The sequence below is a fragment of the Pseudomonas sp. BRM28 genome (assembly GCF_002939405.1).
Classification (GTDB): domain Bacteria; phylum Pseudomonadota; class Gammaproteobacteria; order Pseudomonadales; family Pseudomonadaceae; genus Aquipseudomonas; species Aquipseudomonas palmensis.
Window position 1 is genome coordinate 4,707,405 of record NZ_PEFV01000001.1, and the last position, 18,565, is coordinate 4,725,969.

Sequence of the window (18,565 nt, forward strand, 5' to 3'; positions counted from 1 at the left end):
GCTTGGCGCCTGTCCAAGGAGGAGAGCCCCATGTCCGCATCAACCACCTTCGATCTGCCGATTCAAGGCATGACCTGCGCCAGCTGCGCCGGTCGTGTCGAGCGCGCCCTGCGCAAAGTCGCCGGCGCCGAACACGTCAGCGTCAACCTCGCCACCGAACACGCCCGGGTGCAAGCCCCTGCCGACGCCCTGCCGGCACTGGTCGACGCCGTCAGCCAGGCCGGTTACAGCGTGCCCGCCCAGAGCCTCGAACTGCAGATTGGCGGCATGACCTGCGCCAGCTGTGCCGGGCGCGTGGAGCGAGCCTTGAACAAGGTGCCCGGCGTACAGCGGGTCAGCGTCAACCTGGCCAACGAGCGCGCGCACATCGAGCTGCTGGGGCAGGTCGACAGCGCGCTACTGATCGACGCGGTGACCCAGGCAGGTTACACGGCCAGCCTGCCGCAAGCGGGCAAGGCCGACCAGGCCGACGCCGAGCGACGCCTGCGCAAGGAGCGCTGGTCGGTCGGCCTGGCCATACTGCTGGCCCTGCCGCTGGTGCTGCCGATGCTGCTGCAGCCCTTCGGCATCCACTGGATGCTGCCGGCCTGGGCACAGTTCGTACTGGCCACCCCCGTGCAGTTCATCCTGGGCGCACGCTTCTATGTCGCGGCCTGGAAGGCGGTACGTGCCGGGGCCGGCAACATGGACCTGCTGGTAGCCCTGGGCACCAGCGCCGGTTACGGCCTGAGCCTGTACGAATGGGCGCGGGCCACTACAGGCAGCATGCCGCACCTGTATTTCGAAGCCTCGGCGGTGGTCATCGCCCTGGTGCTGCTGGGCAAGTACCTGGAAAGCCGCGCCAAGCGCCAGACCGCCAGTGCCATCCGCGCCCTCGAAGCCCTGCGCCCTGAGCGCGCCCTGCAGGTGATCGACGGCCAGGAGCGCGACGTACCCATCAGCGCCCTGCGCCTGCATGACCTGGTGCGCGTGCTGCCTGGCGAACGCTTCCCGGTGGACGGTGAGGTGATCGAGGGCCAGAGCCATGCCGACGAAGCCCTGATCAGCGGCGAAAGCCTGCCCGTGCCCAAGCAGCCGGGCGACCGCGTGACCGGCGGCGCCATCAACGGCGAAGGCCGCCTGCTGGTAAGTGTGCTGGCTCTGGGTACTGAAACCGTGCTGGCGCGCATCATCCGCCTGGTCGAAGACGCCCAGGCCGCCAAGGCCCCCATCCAGAAACTGGTGGACCGGGTCAGCCAGGTGTTCGTGCCAGCCGTGCTGGTGCTGGCCCTGGCAACCCTGGTCGGCTGGTGGCTTGCCGGCGCGCCAATCGAAACCGCGCTGATCAATGCCGTGGCCGTGCTGGTCATCGCCTGCCCCTGTGCCCTGGGCCTGGCCACACCCACCGCGATCATGGCCGGTACCGGCGTGGCCGCGCGCCACGGCATCCTGATCAAGGACGCCGAAGCGCTGGAGCGTGCCCATGCAGTCAACCGCGTGGTGTTCGACAAGACCGGCACCCTCACTTCCGGCAGCCCGCGCATCGTTCACAGCAAGGCCCAGGGCATCGAGGCAGGCGAACTGCTGCAACTGGCCGGCGCCCTGCAACGCGGCAGCGAACACCCGCTGGCCAAGGCGGTACTGGATGCCTGCCAGGAGCAGGGCCTGACCGTACCCGACATCGACGACAGCCAATCGCTGACCGGCCGCGGCATCGCCGGCCACCTCAATGGCCGCGATCTGGCCCTGGGCAACCGTCGCCTGCTGGAAGAAAGCGGCCTGCAACCGGGTGAACTCGCCACCAGCGCCCAGGCCTGGGAGGCCGAGGGGCGCACCTTGTCGTGGCTGATCGAGCGCGGTGCGCAACCACGGGTGCTGGGCCTGTTCGCCTTCGGCGACAGCCTCAAGCCTGGCGCAGACGCCGCCGTACGCCAGCTGAGCCAACAGGGCATCAGCAGCCACCTGCTGACCGGCGACAACCGCGGTAGCGCCAAGGTGGTGGCCCAGGCCCTTGGCATCAATGACGTGTACGCCGAGGTGCTGCCAGCCGACAAGGCCGCCACTGTTCTCGAACTGAAGAAATCGGGTGTGGTAGCGATGGTGGGTGACGGCATCAACGACGCGCCGGCCCTGGCCGCCGCCGACATCGGCATCGCCATGGGTGGCGGCACCGATGTGGCCATGCAGGCCGCCGGCATCACCCTGATGCGCGGCGACCCGCGCCTGGTACCGGCCGCCCTGGAGATCAGCCGCAAGACCTACGCCAAGATCCGCCAGAACCTGTTCTGGGCCTTCATCTATAACCTGATCGGTATTCCGCTGGCGGCCTTCGGCCTGCTCAACCCGGTGCTGGCCGGTGCGGCCATGGCCCTGTCGAGCGTCAGCGTGGTCAGCAACGCCTTGCTGCTCAAAACCTGGAAACCGCAAACGCCGCCACAGGACGATGCCCCATGAACATCGGACAAGCCGCCAAACGTACCGGCCTGAGCGCCAAGATGATCCGCTATTACGAGTCCATCGGCCTGCTCAAGCCGGCCTCGCGCAGCGACAGTGGCTACCGCCTCTACCAGCAGGACGACCTGCACGCGCTGGCATTCATCAAGCGCTCGCGAGACCTGGGGTTTTCATTGGAGGAAGTGGCCAAACTGCTGACCTTGTGGCAGGACCGCCAGCGCGCCAGCGCCGACGTGAAAGCCCTGGCCAACGAGCATATCGCTGACCTGAACCGGCGCATCGACGAGCTGGTGAGCCTGCGCGATACGCTGAGCGAGCTGGTCGCCCACTGCCAGGGGGACGATCGCCCCGACTGCCCGATCCTCAAGGACCTGGCAGCCGGCAGCTGCTGTCACTAGCGCGTTACTGCATCCATGGCGGTGGCGGTTCCTCGGCCTTGGCCGGGCCGTTCTCCGCCTCGGCGCGTGCAGCCTGCCGGCGCGCCTCGTCCAGGCGCGCCGCTTCGATCTCGCGCATCACCCCGTCGACATCGGCGCTGTGCTCGTCCTCCGCGAACTGCCCGCTCAGCGGGCTTTCCGGAGTCAGCTCGCCGGCCTCGTACAACGCCCACATTTCCTTGGCGTAGCGGGTGGCCTTGAGCTCCGGGGCAAACTGGCCGAAGTACCCTGCCATGTTCCCCACATCGCGCTCGAGCATGCTGAACGCATGGTTGTTGCCGGCCGCATCCACCGCCTGGGGCAGGTCGATGATCACCGGGCCGTCAGGGCCGAGCAGCACGTTGAATTCCGACAGGTCGCCATGCACCAGGCCGGTGCACAGCATCAGCACGATCTGGCGGATCACGAAGTCGTGGTACTCGCGGGCCTGATCGGCCTCCAGGTGCACGTCGTTCAGGCGTGGCGCCGCATCGCCATGGGCATCGGACACCAGCTCCATCAACAGCACGCCATCGAGAAAGTCGAACGGCTTGGGTACCCGCACGCCGGCACTGGCCAGGCGAAACAGGGCTGCCACCTCGGCATTCTGCCAGGCCTCCTCGGCCTCCTTGCGCCCATACTTGGAGCCCTTGGCCATGGCCCGCGCCTGGCGGCTGTTGCGCACCTTGCGGCCCTCCTGGTATTCGGCGGCCTGACGGAAGCTGCGCTTGTTGGCCTCTTTGTAGACCTTGGCGCAGCGCAGCTCGGTACCGCACCGCACCACGTACACCGCGGCTTCCTTGCCACTCATCAGGGGTCGGATGACTTCATCGACCAGCCCGTCTTCTATCAGTGGTTCTATGCGTTTTGGAGTCTTCATCGGCTTTTGTTCTGGGTCCTGTTTTGCCAAACACACGGGTATCACGGGTTGCCGGCCATCGTCTCACAGCCATGAGCCAGATGCGCGCTCACGATACAACAAGGCCCTCAAAGGAAGTGGACCCGATAATGTCCAAATAATTTAATCCCGCCTGCACCGAGTGCCCCCTGGCTTCCCGGACATGGCAGACACTCACTGCCTGAACAGTTCCCCCGGCGTTGCCCCGAACAAGCCCTTGAACGCCACGATGAACGCCGACGTCGACTCATAGCCGCAACCCAGCGCCGCCTGGGTCACACTCTGCCCCTGCTCCAGCGCCTGCAGCGACGACAGCAGGCGCATGCGCTGGCGCCAGCCGCGAAAGCTCAGCCCCGTCTCGCGCTGAAACAAACGCATCAGGGTCTTCTGCGAACGCCCCAGGCGCTCGGCCCAATAGGCCAGGCCGGCGTCCCGCTCCGGGTGCGCCAGCAATGCATTGCACACCTCGAGCAGGCGCGGGTGCTGCGGCAGCGGCAACGAAAAACCCACCTCCGGCAGCCCCTGCAACTGCTCCAGCAGCACCTGCACCAGATGGGCCTCGGGGCTCTCGCCTTCGGCGTAATCCACCGGGAACAGGCAGAACTGCTTGATCAGCTCACGGGCCAGCGGCGTCACCTCCAGCACCCGGCAGCGCGGCCCGGCCCACGCTGCATCGGCCTGACGCACATACAGGCTGCGCATTTCGGCGCGGGTCGAGGTAATCACCTCATGCTCCACCCCGGCCGGTATCCACACGCCCCACTGCGGCGGTGCAAAAAAACTGCCCTCGGCGGTGTACACCCCCAGCACCCCGCTGATCGCATAGGAAAACTGTATCCAGTCGTGTCGATGACGCGGCGTCCACGAGCCGGCCCCCAGGCTTTCGGCACGCGCATACAGTGGCCGCGGCAGGGCATCGAGCAGCGGGATTGGGCGTGGCAGCAGATTTTGTCCGTTACTCGGCATCGCTTGGCCTTGTGTCGCGAGACGGAAGAATGGCCACAGGTTAGCCTGCCGCTTCGTTATTACAAGATGATTCGCAGGCCCGCCTATGCAAGCTCACCTCAAGCGCGTGGTAACCGACTGGTTTCTGTGCGGCATGTTTCTCGCCACCTTCCTCGCCTGGCTGTTCCCGCACTTCGGTGCCAGCGGCGGCTCGATGCACGCCGAATACGTGATCAACATCGGCGTGTTCGTGGTGTTCTTCCTGCACGGCATCAACCTGTCCAGCGAACAGATCCGCCATGGCCTGAAGAACTGGCGCCTGCACCTGATGGTGCAGGGCTTCACCTTCGTGGTGTTCCCGCTGCTGTGGTGGCTGGGCAACAGCGTGCTGGGCAGCCATGTGCCGGCGCTGCTGATGCTCGGCTTCCTGTACCTGTGCGCCCTGCCCTCGACCATCTCCTCGTCGGTGGCGCTGACCGGCAGCGCCGGCGGCAACGTACCCGCCGCAATCCTCAACGCCAGCCTGTCCAGCGTGCTGGGCATCTTCCTGACCCCGTGGCTGGTGAGCCTGGTGGTGGGCAACGGCAGCGATGGCATCGACCTGGGCGCCACCCTGCTCGACCTGTGCGCCATGCTCCTGCTGCCGCTGGTGCTGGGGCAGTTGCTGCGCCCGTGGCTGGGCCGCTTCTTTGCCCGCCACAAGCGCTACACCAATGTGATGGACAAGGTGGTGATCCTGCTACTGGTGTACGCGGCGTTCTGCAACTCGATGATCTCGGGGCTGTGGCAGCAGCAGGGTGGCTCGGTACTGCTCACCGCCGTTCTGGGCAGCGCGTTGCTGCTGGCGCTGATCCTGTGGCTGACCACCCGCAGCGCGCGGCTGCTCAGGTTCAGCCCGGCCGACGAGATCGCCGCAGTGTTCTGCGCCAGCAAGAAATCCTTGGCCGCCGGCGCACCGATGGCCGCATTGATCTTCGGCGCCCATCCCGGGCTGGGGCTGATTCTGCTGCCGATCATGATCTATCACCCACTGCAGTTGATCGTGTGCTCGATCATGGCCGAACACTACGCCAACCGCCCGGCGCCCCTGGCCAAGGAGGCGCCGCTGGTCAGCGCTCGATGATCGCGGTCACGCCCTGCCCGCCCGCGGCGCAGATCGAAATCAGCCCGCGGCCCTGGCCGGCCTCGTCCAGCAGCTTGGCCAGGTTGGCCAGAATGCGCCCGCCGGTGGCGGCGAACGGGTGCCCTGCTGCCAGCGAACTGCCCATGACGTTGAGCCTGTCGCGGTCGATGGCGCCCATCGGCTCGCTCAGGCCCAGCCGGCTCTGGCAGTAGTCGGCGTCTTCCCAGGCCTTCAGCGTGCACAGCACCTGGGCGGCGAAGGCTTCGTGGATCTCGTAGAAGTCGAAGTCCTGCAGGGTCAGGCCGTTGCGCTCCAGCAGTCGAGGTACCGCATAGGCCGGCGCCATCAGCAGCCCCTCCTGGCCTTTGACGAAATCCACCGCAGCATTCTGACCATCGAGAAAATACGCCTTGATCGGCAGGCCGCGCTCGCGGGCCCACTCTTCGCTGGCCAGCAGTACCACCGAAGCGCCATCGGTCAGTGGCGTGGAGTTGCCCGCCGTCAGCGTGCCCTTGGCGCTGCGCTCGAACACCGGCTTGAGGCTGGCAAGTTTCTCCAGGGTCAGGTCCGGGCGCAGGTTGTGATCGCGGGTCAGGCCCAGGAAGGGCGTGAGCAGGTCATCCTGCCAGCCTTCGGCAAACGCCCGGGCCAGGTTCTGGTGGCTGCGCAAGGCCAGCTCGTCCTGCTCGGCACGGCCTATCTGCCAGGTCTGCGCCATCAGCTCGCAGTGCTCGCCCATCGACAGCCCGGTACGCGGCTCGCCATTGCGCGGCAGCTCGGGCTTGAGGTGCCAGGGCCTCAGTTGCAGGAACACCTTGAGCTTGTCGCCCGTGGTCTTGGCCCGATTGGCCTGCAGCAGCAACTTGCGCAGCCCCTCGTTCACCGCAATCGGCGCATCGGAGGTGGTGTCCACACCGCCGGCAATGCCGCTGTCGATCTGCCCCAGGGCGATCTTGTTGGCCACCATCAGCGCGGTTTCCAGCCCCGTGGCGCAGGCCTGCTGCAGGTCATAGGCCGGGGTCTGCGGCGACAGCCGCGAGCCCAGCACGCATTCGCGGGTCAGGTTCATGTCGCGCGAGTGCTTGAGCACCGCGCCCGCCGCCACTTCGCCCAGTTGCAGGCCATGCAGGCCGAAACGCTCCACCAGCCCTTCGATTGCCGCAGTCAGCATCGCCTGGTTGCTGGCCGTGGCGTAGGGCCCGTTGGAGCGGGCGAACGGGATTCGATTGCCGCCGATGATCGCGACCCGACGTAAAGCGCGCATGCACAGACTTCCTTATTCCGAGACGGGATAGACCCGCTATAGCGTAGGTGTTTTTTCGCCAGTCGAACGACCGAAGGCGAAACATGGTCCACACTTTGGTGCTTAATTTCCGGGAGACGTTCACATGAGCGACCGCTATATCGACTTCGCCAACTCTTCATTCGGTCGGCGCGTGGCCGGTGCCGTCGGCCTGCCCACCCCCGCCCGCCTGGAGCGCTGGGAAGCCGGCAGGCTGCGCCCGGTCGAAGGCGCCCTGCTGCTCGGCGGCGGGCCGCTGGTGACGAACGTGGCCGCCTTTGCCAGGCGCCTGACCGACGAGGTCTACAGCTATGCCGATGAAAGCCTCGAACTGCCGGCCTGGGTCGCGGGCCTGGGGCCCAAGCTCAAGGCCGTGGTGTTCGACGCCAGCCACCTGAACGACAGCGACCAGCTCAAGCAACTGCGCGAGTTCTTCCAGCCGCTGCTGCGCAGCCTGGCTGCCAGTGCGCACATCGTGATCCTGGGGCGCGCGCCCGAATCGCTGGACGACCCGCTGGCCAGCGTGGCGCAGCGGGCCCTGGAAGGTTTCAGCCGTTCGCTGGCCAAGGAACTGCGCAACGGCGCCACCCTGCAACTGCTGTATGTGGACCAGGCCGCGCAGGACCAGCTCGAAGGCGCGCTGCGCTTCTTCCTCTCGCCCAAGAGCGCCTTCATCAGCGGCCAGGTGCTGCGCCTGACCGCCTGCGCCACCCAGGTACAGGACTGGTCGCGCCCGCTGGCCGGGCGCAAGGCGCTGGTCACCGGTGCGGCCCGCGGCATCGGCGCCGCCATCGCCGAAACCCTGGCCCGTGACGGCGCCGAGGTGGTGCTGCTCGACGTGCCCCAGGCCAAGGCCGACCTCGACGCCCTGGCCGCGCGCCTGGGTGGGCGCAGCGTGGCGCTGGACATCTGCGCCAGCGATGCACCGGCACACCTGCTCGAAGCGCTCCCCGAGGGCATCGACATCGTCGTGCACAACGCCGGCATCACCCGCGACAAGACCCTGGCCAACATGACCCCCGAGTACTGGGACGCCGTGCTCGCGGTCAACCTCAAGGCCCCCCAGGTGCTGACCCAGGCGCTGCTCGACGGCGGCGCGCTGCACGACAACGCACGCATCGTGCTGCTGGCCTCGATCAGCGGTATCGCCGGCAACCGCGGGCAAGCCAACTATGCCGCCAGCAAGGCCGGCCTGATCGGCCTGGCCCAGGCCTGGGCGCCGCTGCTGGCCAAGCGGGGTGCCAGCATCAATGCCGTGGCCCCCGGCTTCATCGAAACACGCATGACGGCGGCCATCCCCTTCGCCCTGCGCGAAGCCGGGCGACGCATGAGCTCCCTGGGCCAGGGCGGCCTGCCGCAGGACGTTGCCGAAGCCGTGGCCTGGCTGGGACAGCCCGGCAGTGGCGCGGTCAACGGCCAGGTGCTGCGCGTATGCGGCCAGGCCGTGATGGGGGCATGAGCATGGACCGACACTGGCACGATCTGCACCGCACGCAAGGGCTGAGCGGGCTGTACCTGAAGGCTGCGCGCAAGCGCAGCATCACCGGCGACAGCCTGCCCGCCAGCGGCCTGCACTGCGCCATCGGCGTGAATCCACAGCGCCTGCAGGCCTACCGCAAGCTCTGCCACTTCGGCGACGACAGCCACCTGCCGCCGACCTTCCCCCATGTGATGGCGTTCGCCCTGCAACTGCAACTGCTGACCGCCGACGATTTCCCGTTCCCGCTGCTGGGCCTGGTGCACCTGAACAACCGCATCCGCGTGGTGCGCCCGCTGGGTGGCATCGGCACGCTGCGCTTCAGCGTGTTCGTCGACAACCTGCAGCCCCACGCCAAGGGCGCGACCTTCGACCTGATGACCGAAGCCGAAGACAGCCTGGGGCTGCTCTGGCACGAGCGCAGTCGCATGCTGTGTCGCGGCGTCAAGCTCGAAGGCGAGCCACCCGCCGTCGACACCCCTGAACCGCTGCCTCTGGGCGAGCTGACCCGCTGGTATGCCGACAGCGACATCGGCCGGCGCTACGCCAAGGTCTGCGGCGACTACAACCCCATCCACCTGAGTGCGCTCAGCGCTCGCCTGTTCGGGTTTCCCCAGGCCATCGCCCATGGCATGTGGAGCAAGGCCATGGCGCTGGCCGCGCTGCGCGGGCACCTGCCGCTCAGCGGCTACGAGGTGGACGTGGCCTTTCACAAGCCTGTGCGCCTGCCCAGCGAAGTGGTGCTGGAGGGCTGCGCAGTCGCACCCGACGGTCAGTTCCGCCTGGTAGGCCATGGCGACCTGGTGCACATGACCGGCAGTTGGCACACGCTGCACGAATCTTCTAGACCTGCCTGACGGACCGGGCGATAACGGTTTTCTTTGCCGGTAGCACACGATGAACAGTAACTGGATAGACCTGCGCCAGGAGCCCGATACCGGCATCGAGACCCTGCGCGCGCATTTTCGCGGGCATGCCTATGATCCGCACTGGCACGACAGCTACCTGGTGGGCGTGACCGAACAGGGCGTCCAGCAGTTCACCTGTCGCCGCGCCCGCCACCAGAGCACACCGGGCAAGGTGTTTCTGCTCGAACCCGGCGAGTTGCACGACGGCGATGCGCCCAGCCCCGAGGGCTTCACCTACCGCATGCTCTACCTCGACCCGCAATGGCTGGAGCGCGAGCTGCGCGGCTTCACCGAGCATGCCCCGCCCGCCAGCCAACCCGGTTTTGCCCACACCCTGGCCAGCGACCCGCGCCTGGCAGCGGCCACCGCGTGCGCCTTCCAGTCGCTGCACGAACCGGAGTTGCGCATGGTGCGCCAGGCGGCACTGGACCAGTTGCTGGAGCACCTGAGCGGGCATCTGCAATGGCGCCGCCGGCTCGACCCCGACCCGCGCCTGCCGCTGGTGGCGCAAAGGGCGCGCGACTATCTGCATGCACACCTGCACCACGACATCGGCCTCGAGCAACTGGCCGCAGCGTGCAACATCGACCGCTTTCGCCTGAGCCGCGCCTTCAAGGCCGCGTTCGGCCTGGCGCCCCACGCCTACCTGGTGCAACTGCGCCTGGCCCATGCACGCCGGCTGCTGGCGGCAGGGTCGAGCCCGGCACAGGTGGCGCCAGCGCTGGGCTTTGCCGACCAGAGCCATCTGGGGCGCTGGTTCCTGCGCGCCTATGGCATGACCCCGGCACAGTACCGCAGGCGCTGCACAAAGCTTCCAGACTGACGCGCGCCAACACGCGAGCATGCAAGCCCCTCTACCAAGGAGCTTGCCCATGCTGGCCTTCATGCTGTTTGCCTTCGTTGCGTCCATCACCCCCGGGCCGACCAATTTCCTGGTACTGAGCAACAGCGCCAGCCATGGCCTGCGCGCTGCATTGCCAATCATCCTGGGGGCCGGTGCAGGGGCCGCGCTGATCGTCTGGCTGGTGGGCAGTGGCATGGGCGAGGCACTGTTCCGGGCCCCGGCAGTGCAGCCGCTGCTCAACGGGCTGGGCGTGGCCTGGCTGACCTGGCTGGCCTGGAAGATCTTTCGCAGCCCAGTGCAGGTGCAGCAATCGGGCGCGACGTCGGCCAGGCTCGGCCTGTGGGGCGCGGCGGCGTTGCAGGTGATCAACCCCAAGACGTGGATGATGGCGCTGGCGGTGGCCAGCGTGTTCATCGATGCCGCAGCCAGCGACCGCCTGCTGCAGGTGACGCACCTGAGCCTGGTGTTCTTCGTGATCGCGCTGCCGTGCCTGGGTGGCTGGGCCTTGCTCGGCAGCGGGGCGCGGCGCCTGAGCGGTTCGCCGGTGGTGCTGCGCCGGGTCAATCAGGGGCTGGCGCTGCTGTTGCTGGTGTCGGCCTGGGCCAGCCTCTGGCAGTAAGGCCCCATGCACCTGACACAGGGCTTGCAGGAGCCGGCGTTGCCGGCGAACAGGCCAGCACAATCCCCTGAAAAACCCGCCGACCCGCGCTAAGCTACGCCGCACGAGGAGAGCCCCCACCCATGAACCTGCAAGAACTCACCACCCGCCTGCACACCATCCGCGACAACAACGACTGGCGCGGCTTCCACAGCCCCAAGAACCTGGCCATGGCCGCCAGCGTGGAAATGGCCGAGCTGGTGGAGATCTTCCAGTGGCTCAGCGAGGACCAGTCGCGCCAGCTGTCCCCCGAGCAGCTCGAACACGCCGGCCAGGAAGTCGGCGACGTGGTGCTCTACCTGTTGCTGCTGTGCAGCGAACTGGGCCTGGACATGGACCAGGTGGTGCGCAGCAAGCTGGCCGACAGCGAACGGCGCTTCGCCCGATGAAAGACCGCCACTTCGACGCCCTGGCGACCCGCTTCGCCGAAAAGATCTACGGCGGCGCCAAGGGCGCCATCCGCCTCGCGGTGCTCCAGGCCGACCTCGCCGAAGCCCTGCCCGACCGCCCCCTGCGCGTGCTCGACATCGGCGCGGGCCTGGGCCACATGGCCCTGTGGCTGGCCGAGCGTGGCCACCAGGTGACCCTGGCCGAACCCGCCGCGCCGATGCTCGAGGGCGCCCGCGAACGCTTCGCCGCCGCCGGCCAGTCGGCCACCTTCATCCAGGCGCCCTGGCAGGAACTGCTCGGCCAGCTCACCGAACCCTACGACCTGGTGCTGTGCCACGCCGTGCTCGAATGGCTGGCCGAACCCGAGACCATCCTGCCGGTGCTGCACCAGCTCACCCGCACCGACGGCCTGCTGTCGCTGGCCTTCTACAACCGCGACGCACTGGTGTATCGCAACCTGCTCAAGGGCCATTTCCGCAAACTGCGCGGGGCCAGCCTGGCCGGTGAAAAGCAGAGCCTGACCCCGCAAAAACCACTTGATCCGCGCGAACTCCGGGCGCACCTTGAAGGTCTGTGGGATATACACAGCGAGAGCGGTGTACGGGTGTTCCACGACTACATGCCCGTCGAGTTCCAGGCCAAGGCAGAACTGCTCGACCTGCTCGAAATGGAACTGGCGCACCGCCGCCACCCGGCCTTCGCCGGCCTGGGCCGCTACCTGCACTGGATGTGCCACCCACGCTGAGTACCGAGCCGTGTCTGCCGGGAGACTGCCATGCCGTACCGTTTGATCCTGGGCCTGCTGTGCCTGGCCCTGGCCGCCTGCCAGGGCAGCAACCCGTATGTGGCCAGCTCCCGACCGCTGCCGCCGGCCCCGCCCCAGGCGGCCACCACCTTCGACGCCAGTGCCTACCCGGCACCAGCCCGTGACTATGGCCGTTACCGCAGCTGGTCATGGCGCAACGGCCAGCTCCCGGCCGGCAGCGCCTCCAGCGACCCGGCCGAGCTTGCCGACGCAATCAGCGCCGCCCTCGACCAGCGCGGCCTGCGGCCTGCGCGCAACACCCGCAGCGACCTGCTGGTCAGTGCCGACCTGCGCATGGAACGGCGCCTGCGCCAGGTGCGCGACGATTACTACCCCTATGACGACTACGGCTACGGGGGCATCGGCTACAACCGCTACGGCGGCTATCGCAACGGCTATGGTGTGTATGGCAGCGTGCCGATCATACGCACCTACCAGGTCGACGTGATGGTGGTGCGCCTGGACCTGTTCGATGCCGGCAGCGGCCAGCCAGTCTGGAGCGCCAGCGCAGAAACCACCAGCCAGGGCTCACCGAGCGAGCGCGCCCGCGCCCTGCGCGATGCCGTGCACAAGGCCCTGGATGGCTACCCCCCAAGCTGAAGGCAACCGGAGAATCATCATGCTGCGCCGTCTCGCTCTACTTCCCCTGTTGGCCCTGCTGGCGCTGCTCGGCGCCTGCCAGAGCAACAACGTCACCCAGGACTTCGATGCCAGCCGCGACTTTGCGGCCTACCGCAGCTGGAGCTGGCAGGAGCCGGCCCTGCAATATCGCCCGGACGACCCGCGAATCAAGAGCGACCTCACCGAGCAGCGCATCCGCCAGGCCGTCAGCGAACAGCTCGACCAGCGTGGCCTGCGCCCGGCCCAGGGCAACGCCAGGGGTGACCTCAAGGTGCAGACCTACCTGATCGTCGAAAACCGCCAGCAGCAGATCACCACCAACTACGGCGGTGCCTGGGGCGGTTACTGGGGTGGCTACTGGGGCGGCCCGGCCTACAACGAGACCCGCAGCGTCGACTACAAGGTCGCCACCATCCAGGTCGACCTGTTCGACAGCCGCGACGGCAAGCTGGTATGGCGCGGCAGCGCCGAGCAGATCATGAACAACTACCCGCCCGGCCCCACCGAGCGCAACACCGCGATCCAGAATACCGTGGCCAAGGTACTGGCCAACTACCCGCCCCACTGAGCCAGCGATGGCCGGTCGCCACCTCAAGGCGACTGGCCATTATCTTGACTACACTTCTTTGACGCATGCGTTCGCGCACGGCCTGGTGCCGGCAAAGGAGTGCTCGTGGCTACCCGATTCCCAACCCGGCAGCGTGGCGCGATCGGCCTGATGGCCGCCCTGACACTGGCCCTGGCGCTGGTGTTCGCCCTGTTGGTGATCGATAGCGGACGGCTCTATCTGGAACAGCGTTCGCTGCAGCGGGTGGTCGACATGGCCGCCCTCGAAGCGGCTGGGCAAAGTGCGGTGTGCACCGGCAGCGGCCCGCAGGCGGCGACCGTGGCCCAGGCCAGCGCCGCACGCAACGGCTTCGCGCCCGGCGCCAAGCATACCCTGGCCACCACCTGCGGCACCTTGCAGACCGGTGCCGGCAGCCGGCGCACCTATACCGTCAACCCGAGCAAGAGCGAAGCGATCCGGGTCAGTGCCAGCAGCACCGTGGCCACCAGCATTGCCGCCGGTGTACAGGCCCTGCTGAGCGGCGTCGCCGTGCCGGCCACCACCACCCTGAACGCCAGTGCGGTGGCCTCGCTGCCCAAGCCACCGCAGGCGATGCTGCGTCTGCAAACCACGCTGGCCGTGGTCGACTCGCGAAAATCCGCTCTGCTCAATGCACTGCTCGACCCGCTGGGCGGCAAGGCGACCCTCGATGCCGTCGGTTGGCAAGGCATCGCCAACGTCGACATCAACCTGCTTGCCTACATCGACCAGTTGGCCGTGAATGTTGGCGTCGGCGTCGGCCACTACGACGAGCTCCTGGCCAAGAACCTCAAGGCCACGGACCTGATCAAGGCAGCCATCTACGTGGCACAACGAGGTGGCGCCACGACCAAAGTCATCGCCGATCTGGGCAAGGTGCTGGCCGCCGCCAATATCGAAACCGACCTCCAGCTGGGTAGCATCCTCGATATTCAGAGCGGCACAGTCGCCTCAGGGCTGGATGCCAGCGTGCAACTGCTCCAATTGCTGCAGGCCGTGATCCTGCTGGCCAACAAGCAAAGTGCAGCGGTGGTTGATCTGCCCCTGAGCGTACTTGGCCTACTCACCGGCTCGATCAAACTGAAGGTCGTCGAGCCGCCGCAGTTCTCTGCAGTCGGCAACCCGGTCAAGGCCAAGGCCGCGCCACTGGGCAGCGACCAGATCATGGTCAAGACTGCGCAGATACGCGCCATGGTGTCGATCAACATGGGGCTGCTGAGCGGCATCGGTGGCCTGGTTGGCGCCATTTCCACGATTGCCTCGCCCCTGACCTCTGCAGTCAGCAACCTGCTGGGGCTCAACCTCAAGGGCACCATCACCGCACTGCTGTGCGTAGTGGGGCCATGCGAGGCAGGCGACATCGTGCCCTTCGGCTCACCCACCATCGACATCAGCCTGGAGGTCGCGCAGGCACGCAGCTACGTGACCGACTACAGCTGCGGGGCCAGCAAGAGCCTGACTGCACGCACCGACAGCGCCGCACTCGACCTCAAGCTGGGCAAGATCGTGCCGGCCAGCAACTTCAACAGCAGCCCAACCGTGTATCCCCTGCCACTGATCGATATCGGCACACGCACCTGCAGCCTGCTGCTGATATGTGGTCCGCACAAGGAATTCACCGGGGGTGGCGTCGGCATAAAGATCGACACTGCGCTGCTCAAGAGCAGTAACGTCGACCTTCTGTTCAGCGCAGTCAACAGCACCACACCGCCCGATATCGGCAAACCGCCCGCGTACAACACGAGCCAGGCGACCAACATCCTGCAGAGCCTCACCACGACGGTCGACGGCATCGAGCTGCAGGTCTACCGCCCCCAGAACGGCAACCTGCTGGGCAGCCTGTTGGTAGTCGCCGACGAACTGCTGACAAGCGTGAGAAAGCTGCTGGATCCGGTCATCGAAAACCTGCTCAGCCCCCTGCTGGACCCGATCCTCAACAGCCTGCTCAAGGGTCTGGGCATCGACCTCAACCATGTCGAGGTCGGTGCCAATCTCACCTGCGGCAGCAACCGCGCTCAGCTGATGCTCTGAACCGGCAGCTCGATCACGAAACACGCGCCCTCGGCGCCATTGTGTGCGCTGAGCAACCCGCCCATGCCCTCGATGATCCCGCCACTCACCGACAGGCCCAGCCCGGTCCCCACGCCGCTGGGCTTGGTGGTGAAGAACGGCTCGAAAATCCGCTCCAGCAGCCGCGGGTCGATGCCGCCGGCATTGTCGCGCACCTGCAGGCGCACCCCACCCGCCACCGGCTCGGCCTCCACCGCGATCCAGGGGCGCAACTGCGGGTCGGCCTCACGTCGGCCCAGCAAGGCGTCGCGGGCATTCACCACCAGGTTGATCAGCACCTGCTCCAGCTGATCGGCATGGCCGCGCACATGGCAGCCGCTCAGCACCGGGCCCAGGTTCAGCGCCACGCCCTTGCCGGCCAGGCCGTCGGCCAGCAACGACACGGCACCCTCAACCGCCTGCCAGGGCTCGAACAGTTGCTGTTCGACCTCCGAACGCCGCCCGAACACGCGCATGTGGTCCACCACCTTCGAGGCCCGCAGCACCTGCGCATCGATGCGCCTGAGCTTGTCCTGCAGGTATTCCACCTGCACGTCGCCGTTCTCCAGGCGCTTGAGCGCGTTGACCACCGCCATGCGCATCACGTTCAACGGCTGATTGATCTCGTGGGCGAGGCCGGTGGCCATTTCGCCCAGGGTGGCCATCTTCGCGCTCTGCAACAGCTGCTGCTGGCTGCGCCGCAGCGCCGTGTTGTCGCGCCCCACCGCCTGTACCTCCAGCAGACGGCCCTGCTCATCGAACAGGCCGCGGTCGGACCATACCCACCAGGCATGTTCGCGCCCCGGCAGCTCCAGGCAGATTTCGGCACTGCTCACCGGCTGCTGCGGGGTCAGGCCGGCCAGGCGCTGCACGAACGCCTCGCGCTGGGCCGGCGACATCCACTGCCCCAGGTCGCTCCCGGGCAACTGGTCAGGTAGGCACTCCAGGTAGTCGGCCAGCGGGCGGTTGCCGAACAACACAGTCAGGTCGGGCCGGTAGCGGCAGATCATCGCCGGCGAGTCCTCCACCAGCACCCGGTAACGTTCCTCGCTCTCGCGCACCCGCTCGGCGGCCAGGGTCGCCTCGGTCACGTCGAGCCAGATACCCACGGCTTCCACCGGCAGGCCCAGGTCGTCACGCAGCAGGCGCGCTTCATCCAGCACCCAGTGGTAGATGCCCTGCGCATCGCGCAGGCGGTAGCGGCTGCGCACCTGGCCCTCGCGCAGCAGGTCGCGGGTACGTTGCAGCCACAGCGCCTGGTCGTCGGGGTGTACCCAGTGCGCCGGTTGCAGGTCGGCAGCGGGCGTCCAGCCAAGCAGCGGCTGCAGGCTGGCACTGAAGAATTCGGCCTGCAGCGCACCGGCGTCATAGCGCTGGATATAGATCACTGCCGGCGAACTGGCGATCAGGTTGTCCAGCCGTGCGTGCGCGGCCCTGGCCTGCTGCTCCTGGGCCTTGATATCGCTGATGTCGAGCATGAAACCCTGCAGACGTCGCTGCTGCCCCTGCCCGTGCACATCGCCACAGATGCGGTACCAGCGCAGCGACGCGGCCTGCAGGCGCACGCACAGTTGCAGGCTGCAGCCCTCGCGCTGCAGCGCCTCGAACGCCAGTTGCGCCGCCTCCCGGTCGGCCGGGTGCAGCAGCGCCCACCAGGCCGGCAGCGCCAGTTGCGCACTCACGCCGAAACTGGCCGCCAGCCCCGGTGCCAGGTGCAGGTAGGGCTCGTGCAGCGACCACTCCCACCAGCCCGCACCGAGCAACCCCTGTACATTGTCCAGGCGCTGCTGGCTGGCCTGCAGCCGGTCGCCCGCCAGGCGCGCCAGCAGCGGCTCGGCCATGGCATCGAGCAGCAGGGGGGCCGCCTCGGGCCGGGCCTGCCCACCCTCGTCCGCGCACAGCAGCCAGGCCTGGGCCTGATGCTGCTGCGCATGGCCCACCACATACAGCGGGTGAGTCGGGCAGAGCACCTGCAAGGCCGGAAACTCGGCACTGCACAGCACGCGCCCCGACGGCAGGCGGTCGAGTACCGCGCTCAGGCGTGCATCGTCGGCCCAGGGCACGCTCGATGCATCCCGCGCGAAGGTCTGCCAGCCGCCGGGGGTGCGCAGCAGCAGCGCCGCCCAGCCCATGCGCCAGTGCCAGGCCAGGCGCTGCAACTGCTCGGCGGCCACCTGGGGCAGGCGCTCCAGGCTGCAATCGCGCAGTGCTGCGCCGACCTGGCGGGCCAGTTGCTGCTGGCGCCGGGCATCCTGGCCCTGCTGACGCTGCTGCAGCAGATCGCCCACATCGAACAACTGCAACAGCCAGTCCTCGCCCTGGGCCAGCAACCAGCCGCGGGTGTGCAGGGTGCTGCCATTGGCGGTTCTGAAGTCCAGGTCCAGCGGTTGTGCCTGCCAGTCGGCGGGCTCGCCTTCGAGCACCAGCAGGCTGTGCGCCTGCACGTAGTCCTGCACCCGCGCAGCAGCCTGCGCGGGCAGCGCCAGGGCGCTGCGCAGCGGGCCGCCCAGGCGCAGCACGCGGCCCTTGTCATCGAGCCACAGCTGCAGGCCCACCGCCGCCGGTACCGGGGCCTGCGGTGCGGCCACCGCGGCGGCCGGGCGCCCGCGCCAGCGATCGAACAGGCCGTGGCCACCGCTCAAAGCTGAAGGCTCGCGGTGGCGCCAAGGGTTGCCGGCAGGCGTGGCACCTCGCCCACCACCGGCAGGTCGAGCACCGGCAGCACCGTCGTGAGCCGGGCCTTGGCGTAGTTGATGCGCACGGTCAGCAGGTTGGTGTTGCTCAGGGTCACGACCGCGTCGGTGCCGGGCTGGAACTTCAGCGTTCCCGGCATCCACGCCAGCTGCTGGGCCAGCACCTCGCGGGCCAGTGCCGGCACATCGGTGCGGTAGGTGGCGCTGGTCGGGTCCAGCGCCATGCAGCGACGCACCGCCTCGCTGCTGGCCTGGTGGAACGACTGCAGCATCAGCAGTGGCAGGGCGTAGCTGACCACCCCGTAGAACACCGCGAAGAACACCACGAACACGGCGGCGAATTCGATCGCCGCCGCACCTTTTTGCCGTCTTGCAAGGCCTGCTTTCATGATCGCGTCTACCCTGACAATGACACCCGCAATCAAGCATAGAATCAA

The 18,565-nt window shown here is 67.6% G+C and carries 17 protein-coding genes; 12 read left to right on the plus strand and 5 right to left on the minus strand.

The features are described from left to right. Positions 1-30: 30 nt before the first annotated feature. Positions 31-2,433, plus strand: coding sequence for a heavy metal translocating P-type ATPase (locus tag CR917_RS21815; protein ID WP_104572951.1), 2,403 nt, complete (start codon positions 31-33; stop codon positions 2,431-2,433). Further along, a complete protein-coding gene (cueR, locus tag CR917_RS21820; protein ID WP_043860954.1) occupies positions 2,430-2,831 on the plus strand; it encodes a Cu(I)-responsive transcriptional regulator in 402 nt (133 codons plus the stop codon). The genes CR917_RS21815 and cueR overlap by 4 nt, the downstream gene beginning before the upstream one ends. 4 nt (positions 2,832-2,835) lie before the next feature. Here the strand turns inward: cueR and CR917_RS21825 are convergent, their stop codons facing one another. Both CR917_RS21825 and CR917_RS21830 read right to left on the minus strand, forming a co-directional pair. After that, entirely contained in the window at positions 2,836-3,729 is an 894-nt protein-coding gene (locus CR917_RS21825; RefSeq protein WP_043860953.1) for a PA4780 family RIO1-like protein kinase, read from the minus strand. A 192-nt stretch (positions 3,730-3,921) separates the two neighbouring features. Beyond that, positions 3,922-4,713, minus strand: a complete 792-nt coding sequence (locus tag CR917_RS21830; protein ID WP_054916636.1) for a helix-turn-helix domain-containing protein — start codon at positions 4,711-4,713, stop codon at positions 3,922-3,924. Between the two features lie 85 nt (positions 4,714-4,798). On the opposite strand from CR917_RS21830, the gene CR917_RS21835 reads away from it, so the two are divergent. Continuing rightward, the gene (locus CR917_RS21835; protein WP_043860951.1) at positions 4,799-5,815 is read left to right on the plus strand and encodes a bile acid:sodium symporter family protein; all 1,017 of its coding nucleotides are present in this window, start codon (positions 4,799-4,801) and stop codon (positions 5,813-5,815) included. Here CR917_RS21835 and CR917_RS21840 read toward each other — a convergent pair. Then, complete coding sequence (locus CR917_RS21840) at positions 5,802-7,079, minus strand: acetyl-CoA C-acetyltransferase (protein WP_104572952.1); 1,278 nt, start codon at positions 7,077-7,079, stop codon at positions 5,802-5,804. The two genes, CR917_RS21835 and CR917_RS21840, sit on opposite strands and share 14 nt — an antisense overlap. A gap of 124 nt (positions 7,080-7,203) precedes the next feature. Between CR917_RS21840 and CR917_RS21845 the strand changes: the two genes are divergently transcribed. The 9 genes from CR917_RS21845 to CR917_RS21885 all read left to right on the plus strand — a co-directional run bounded on the left by CR917_RS21845 (position 7,204) and on the right by CR917_RS21885 (position 15,417). After that, positions 7,204-8,556: a 3-oxoacyl-ACP reductase gene (locus CR917_RS21845; RefSeq protein WP_104572953.1), complete on the plus strand. Its 1,353-nt coding sequence runs from the start codon at positions 7,204-7,206 to the stop codon at positions 8,554-8,556. A 2-nt stretch (positions 8,557-8,558) separates the two neighbouring features. Continuing rightward, positions 8,559-9,431: a MaoC/PaaZ C-terminal domain-containing protein gene (locus tag CR917_RS21850; RefSeq protein ID WP_104572954.1), complete on the plus strand. Its 873-nt coding sequence runs from the start codon at positions 8,559-8,561 to the stop codon at positions 9,429-9,431. Between the two features lie 40 nt (positions 9,432-9,471). Continuing rightward, positions 9,472-10,305: an AraC family transcriptional regulator gene (locus CR917_RS21855; protein WP_043860947.1), complete on the plus strand. Its 834-nt coding sequence runs from the start codon at positions 9,472-9,474 to the stop codon at positions 10,303-10,305. Between the two features lie 49 nt (positions 10,306-10,354). Beyond that, complete coding sequence (locus CR917_RS21860) at positions 10,355-10,945, plus strand: LysE family translocator (RefSeq protein ID WP_104572955.1); 591 nt, start codon at positions 10,355-10,357, stop codon at positions 10,943-10,945. A 122-nt stretch (positions 10,946-11,067) separates the two neighbouring features. After that, positions 11,068-11,373, plus strand: a complete 306-nt coding sequence (locus tag CR917_RS21865; protein ID WP_043860945.1) for a MazG-like family protein — start codon at positions 11,068-11,070, stop codon at positions 11,371-11,373. Further along, positions 11,370-12,119, plus strand: coding sequence for a methyltransferase domain-containing protein (locus CR917_RS21870; protein WP_104572956.1), 750 nt, complete (start codon positions 11,370-11,372; stop codon positions 12,117-12,119). Before CR917_RS21865 ends, CR917_RS21870 begins: the two co-directional genes overlap by 4 nt. A 30-nt stretch (positions 12,120-12,149) precedes the next feature. Beyond that, on the plus strand, positions 12,150-12,779 hold the full coding sequence (locus CR917_RS21875; RefSeq protein ID WP_104572957.1) for a DUF4136 domain-containing protein: 630 nt from the start codon (positions 12,150-12,152) through the stop codon (positions 12,777-12,779). A gap of 19 nt (positions 12,780-12,798) precedes the next feature. Further along, entirely contained in the window at positions 12,799-13,368 is a 570-nt protein-coding gene (locus tag CR917_RS21880; RefSeq protein ID WP_043860942.1) for a DUF4136 domain-containing protein, read from the plus strand. 105 nt (positions 13,369-13,473) lie between these two features. After that, positions 13,474-15,417 (plus strand): pilus assembly protein TadG-related protein, encoded by a 1,944-nt coding sequence (locus tag CR917_RS21885; RefSeq protein WP_256589743.1) that lies wholly within the window; start codon positions 13,474-13,476, stop codon positions 15,415-15,417. Here the strand turns inward: CR917_RS21885 and CR917_RS21890 are convergent. Together CR917_RS21890 and CR917_RS21895 are read right to left on the minus strand one after the other, a co-directional pair. Continuing rightward, entirely contained in the window at positions 15,402-18,077 is a 2,676-nt protein-coding gene (locus tag CR917_RS21890; protein ID WP_104572958.1) for an ATP-binding protein, read from the minus strand. The genes CR917_RS21885 and CR917_RS21890 overlap by 16 nt on opposite strands. After that, entirely contained in the window at positions 18,074-18,517 is a 444-nt protein-coding gene (locus tag CR917_RS21895) for a TadE/TadG family type IV pilus assembly protein (RefSeq protein ID WP_043860940.1), read from the minus strand. Before CR917_RS21895 ends, CR917_RS21890 begins: the two co-directional genes overlap by 4 nt. Between the last annotated feature and the right edge of the window lie 48 nt (positions 18,518-18,565).

What these genes read in the sequence shown, in the direction of transcription:
- CR917_RS21815 (WP_104572951.1), top strand. Translation starts at nt 31, where the DNA reads ATGTCCGCATCAACCACCTTCGATCTGCCGATTCAAGGCATGACCTGC.
- cueR (WP_043860954.1), top strand. Translation starts at nt 2,430, where the DNA reads ATGAACATCGGACAAGCCGCCAAACGTACCGGCCTGAGCGCCAAGATG.
- CR917_RS21825 (WP_043860953.1), bottom strand. Translation starts at nt 3,729, where the DNA reads ATGAAGACTCCAAAACGCATAGAACCACTGATAGAAGACGGGCTGGTC.
- CR917_RS21830 (WP_054916636.1), bottom strand. Translation starts at nt 4,713, where the DNA reads ATGCCGAGTAACGGACAAAATCTGCTGCCACGCCCAATCCCGCTGCTC.
- CR917_RS21835 (WP_043860951.1), top strand. Translation starts at nt 4,799, where the DNA reads ATGCAAGCTCACCTCAAGCGCGTGGTAACCGACTGGTTTCTGTGCGGC.
- CR917_RS21840 (WP_104572952.1), bottom strand. Translation starts at nt 7,079, where the DNA reads ATGCGCGCTTTACGTCGGGTCGCGATCATCGGCGGCAATCGAATCCCG.
- CR917_RS21845 (WP_104572953.1), top strand. Translation starts at nt 7,204, where the DNA reads ATGAGCGACCGCTATATCGACTTCGCCAACTCTTCATTCGGTCGGCGC.
- CR917_RS21850 (WP_104572954.1), top strand. Translation starts at nt 8,559, where the DNA reads ATGGACCGACACTGGCACGATCTGCACCGCACGCAAGGGCTGAGCGGG.
- CR917_RS21855 (WP_043860947.1), top strand. Translation starts at nt 9,472, where the DNA reads ATGAACAGTAACTGGATAGACCTGCGCCAGGAGCCCGATACCGGCATC.
- CR917_RS21860 (WP_104572955.1), top strand. Translation starts at nt 10,355, where the DNA reads ATGCTGGCCTTCATGCTGTTTGCCTTCGTTGCGTCCATCACCCCCGGG.
- CR917_RS21865 (WP_043860945.1), top strand. Translation starts at nt 11,068, where the DNA reads ATGAACCTGCAAGAACTCACCACCCGCCTGCACACCATCCGCGACAAC.
- CR917_RS21870 (WP_104572956.1), top strand. Translation starts at nt 11,370, where the DNA reads ATGAAAGACCGCCACTTCGACGCCCTGGCGACCCGCTTCGCCGAAAAG.
- CR917_RS21875 (WP_104572957.1), top strand. Translation starts at nt 12,150, where the DNA reads ATGCCGTACCGTTTGATCCTGGGCCTGCTGTGCCTGGCCCTGGCCGCC.
- CR917_RS21880 (WP_043860942.1), top strand. Translation starts at nt 12,799, where the DNA reads ATGCTGCGCCGTCTCGCTCTACTTCCCCTGTTGGCCCTGCTGGCGCTG.
- CR917_RS21895 (WP_043860940.1), bottom strand. Translation starts at nt 18,517, where the DNA reads ATGAAAGCAGGCCTTGCAAGACGGCAAAAAGGTGCGGCGGCGATCGAA.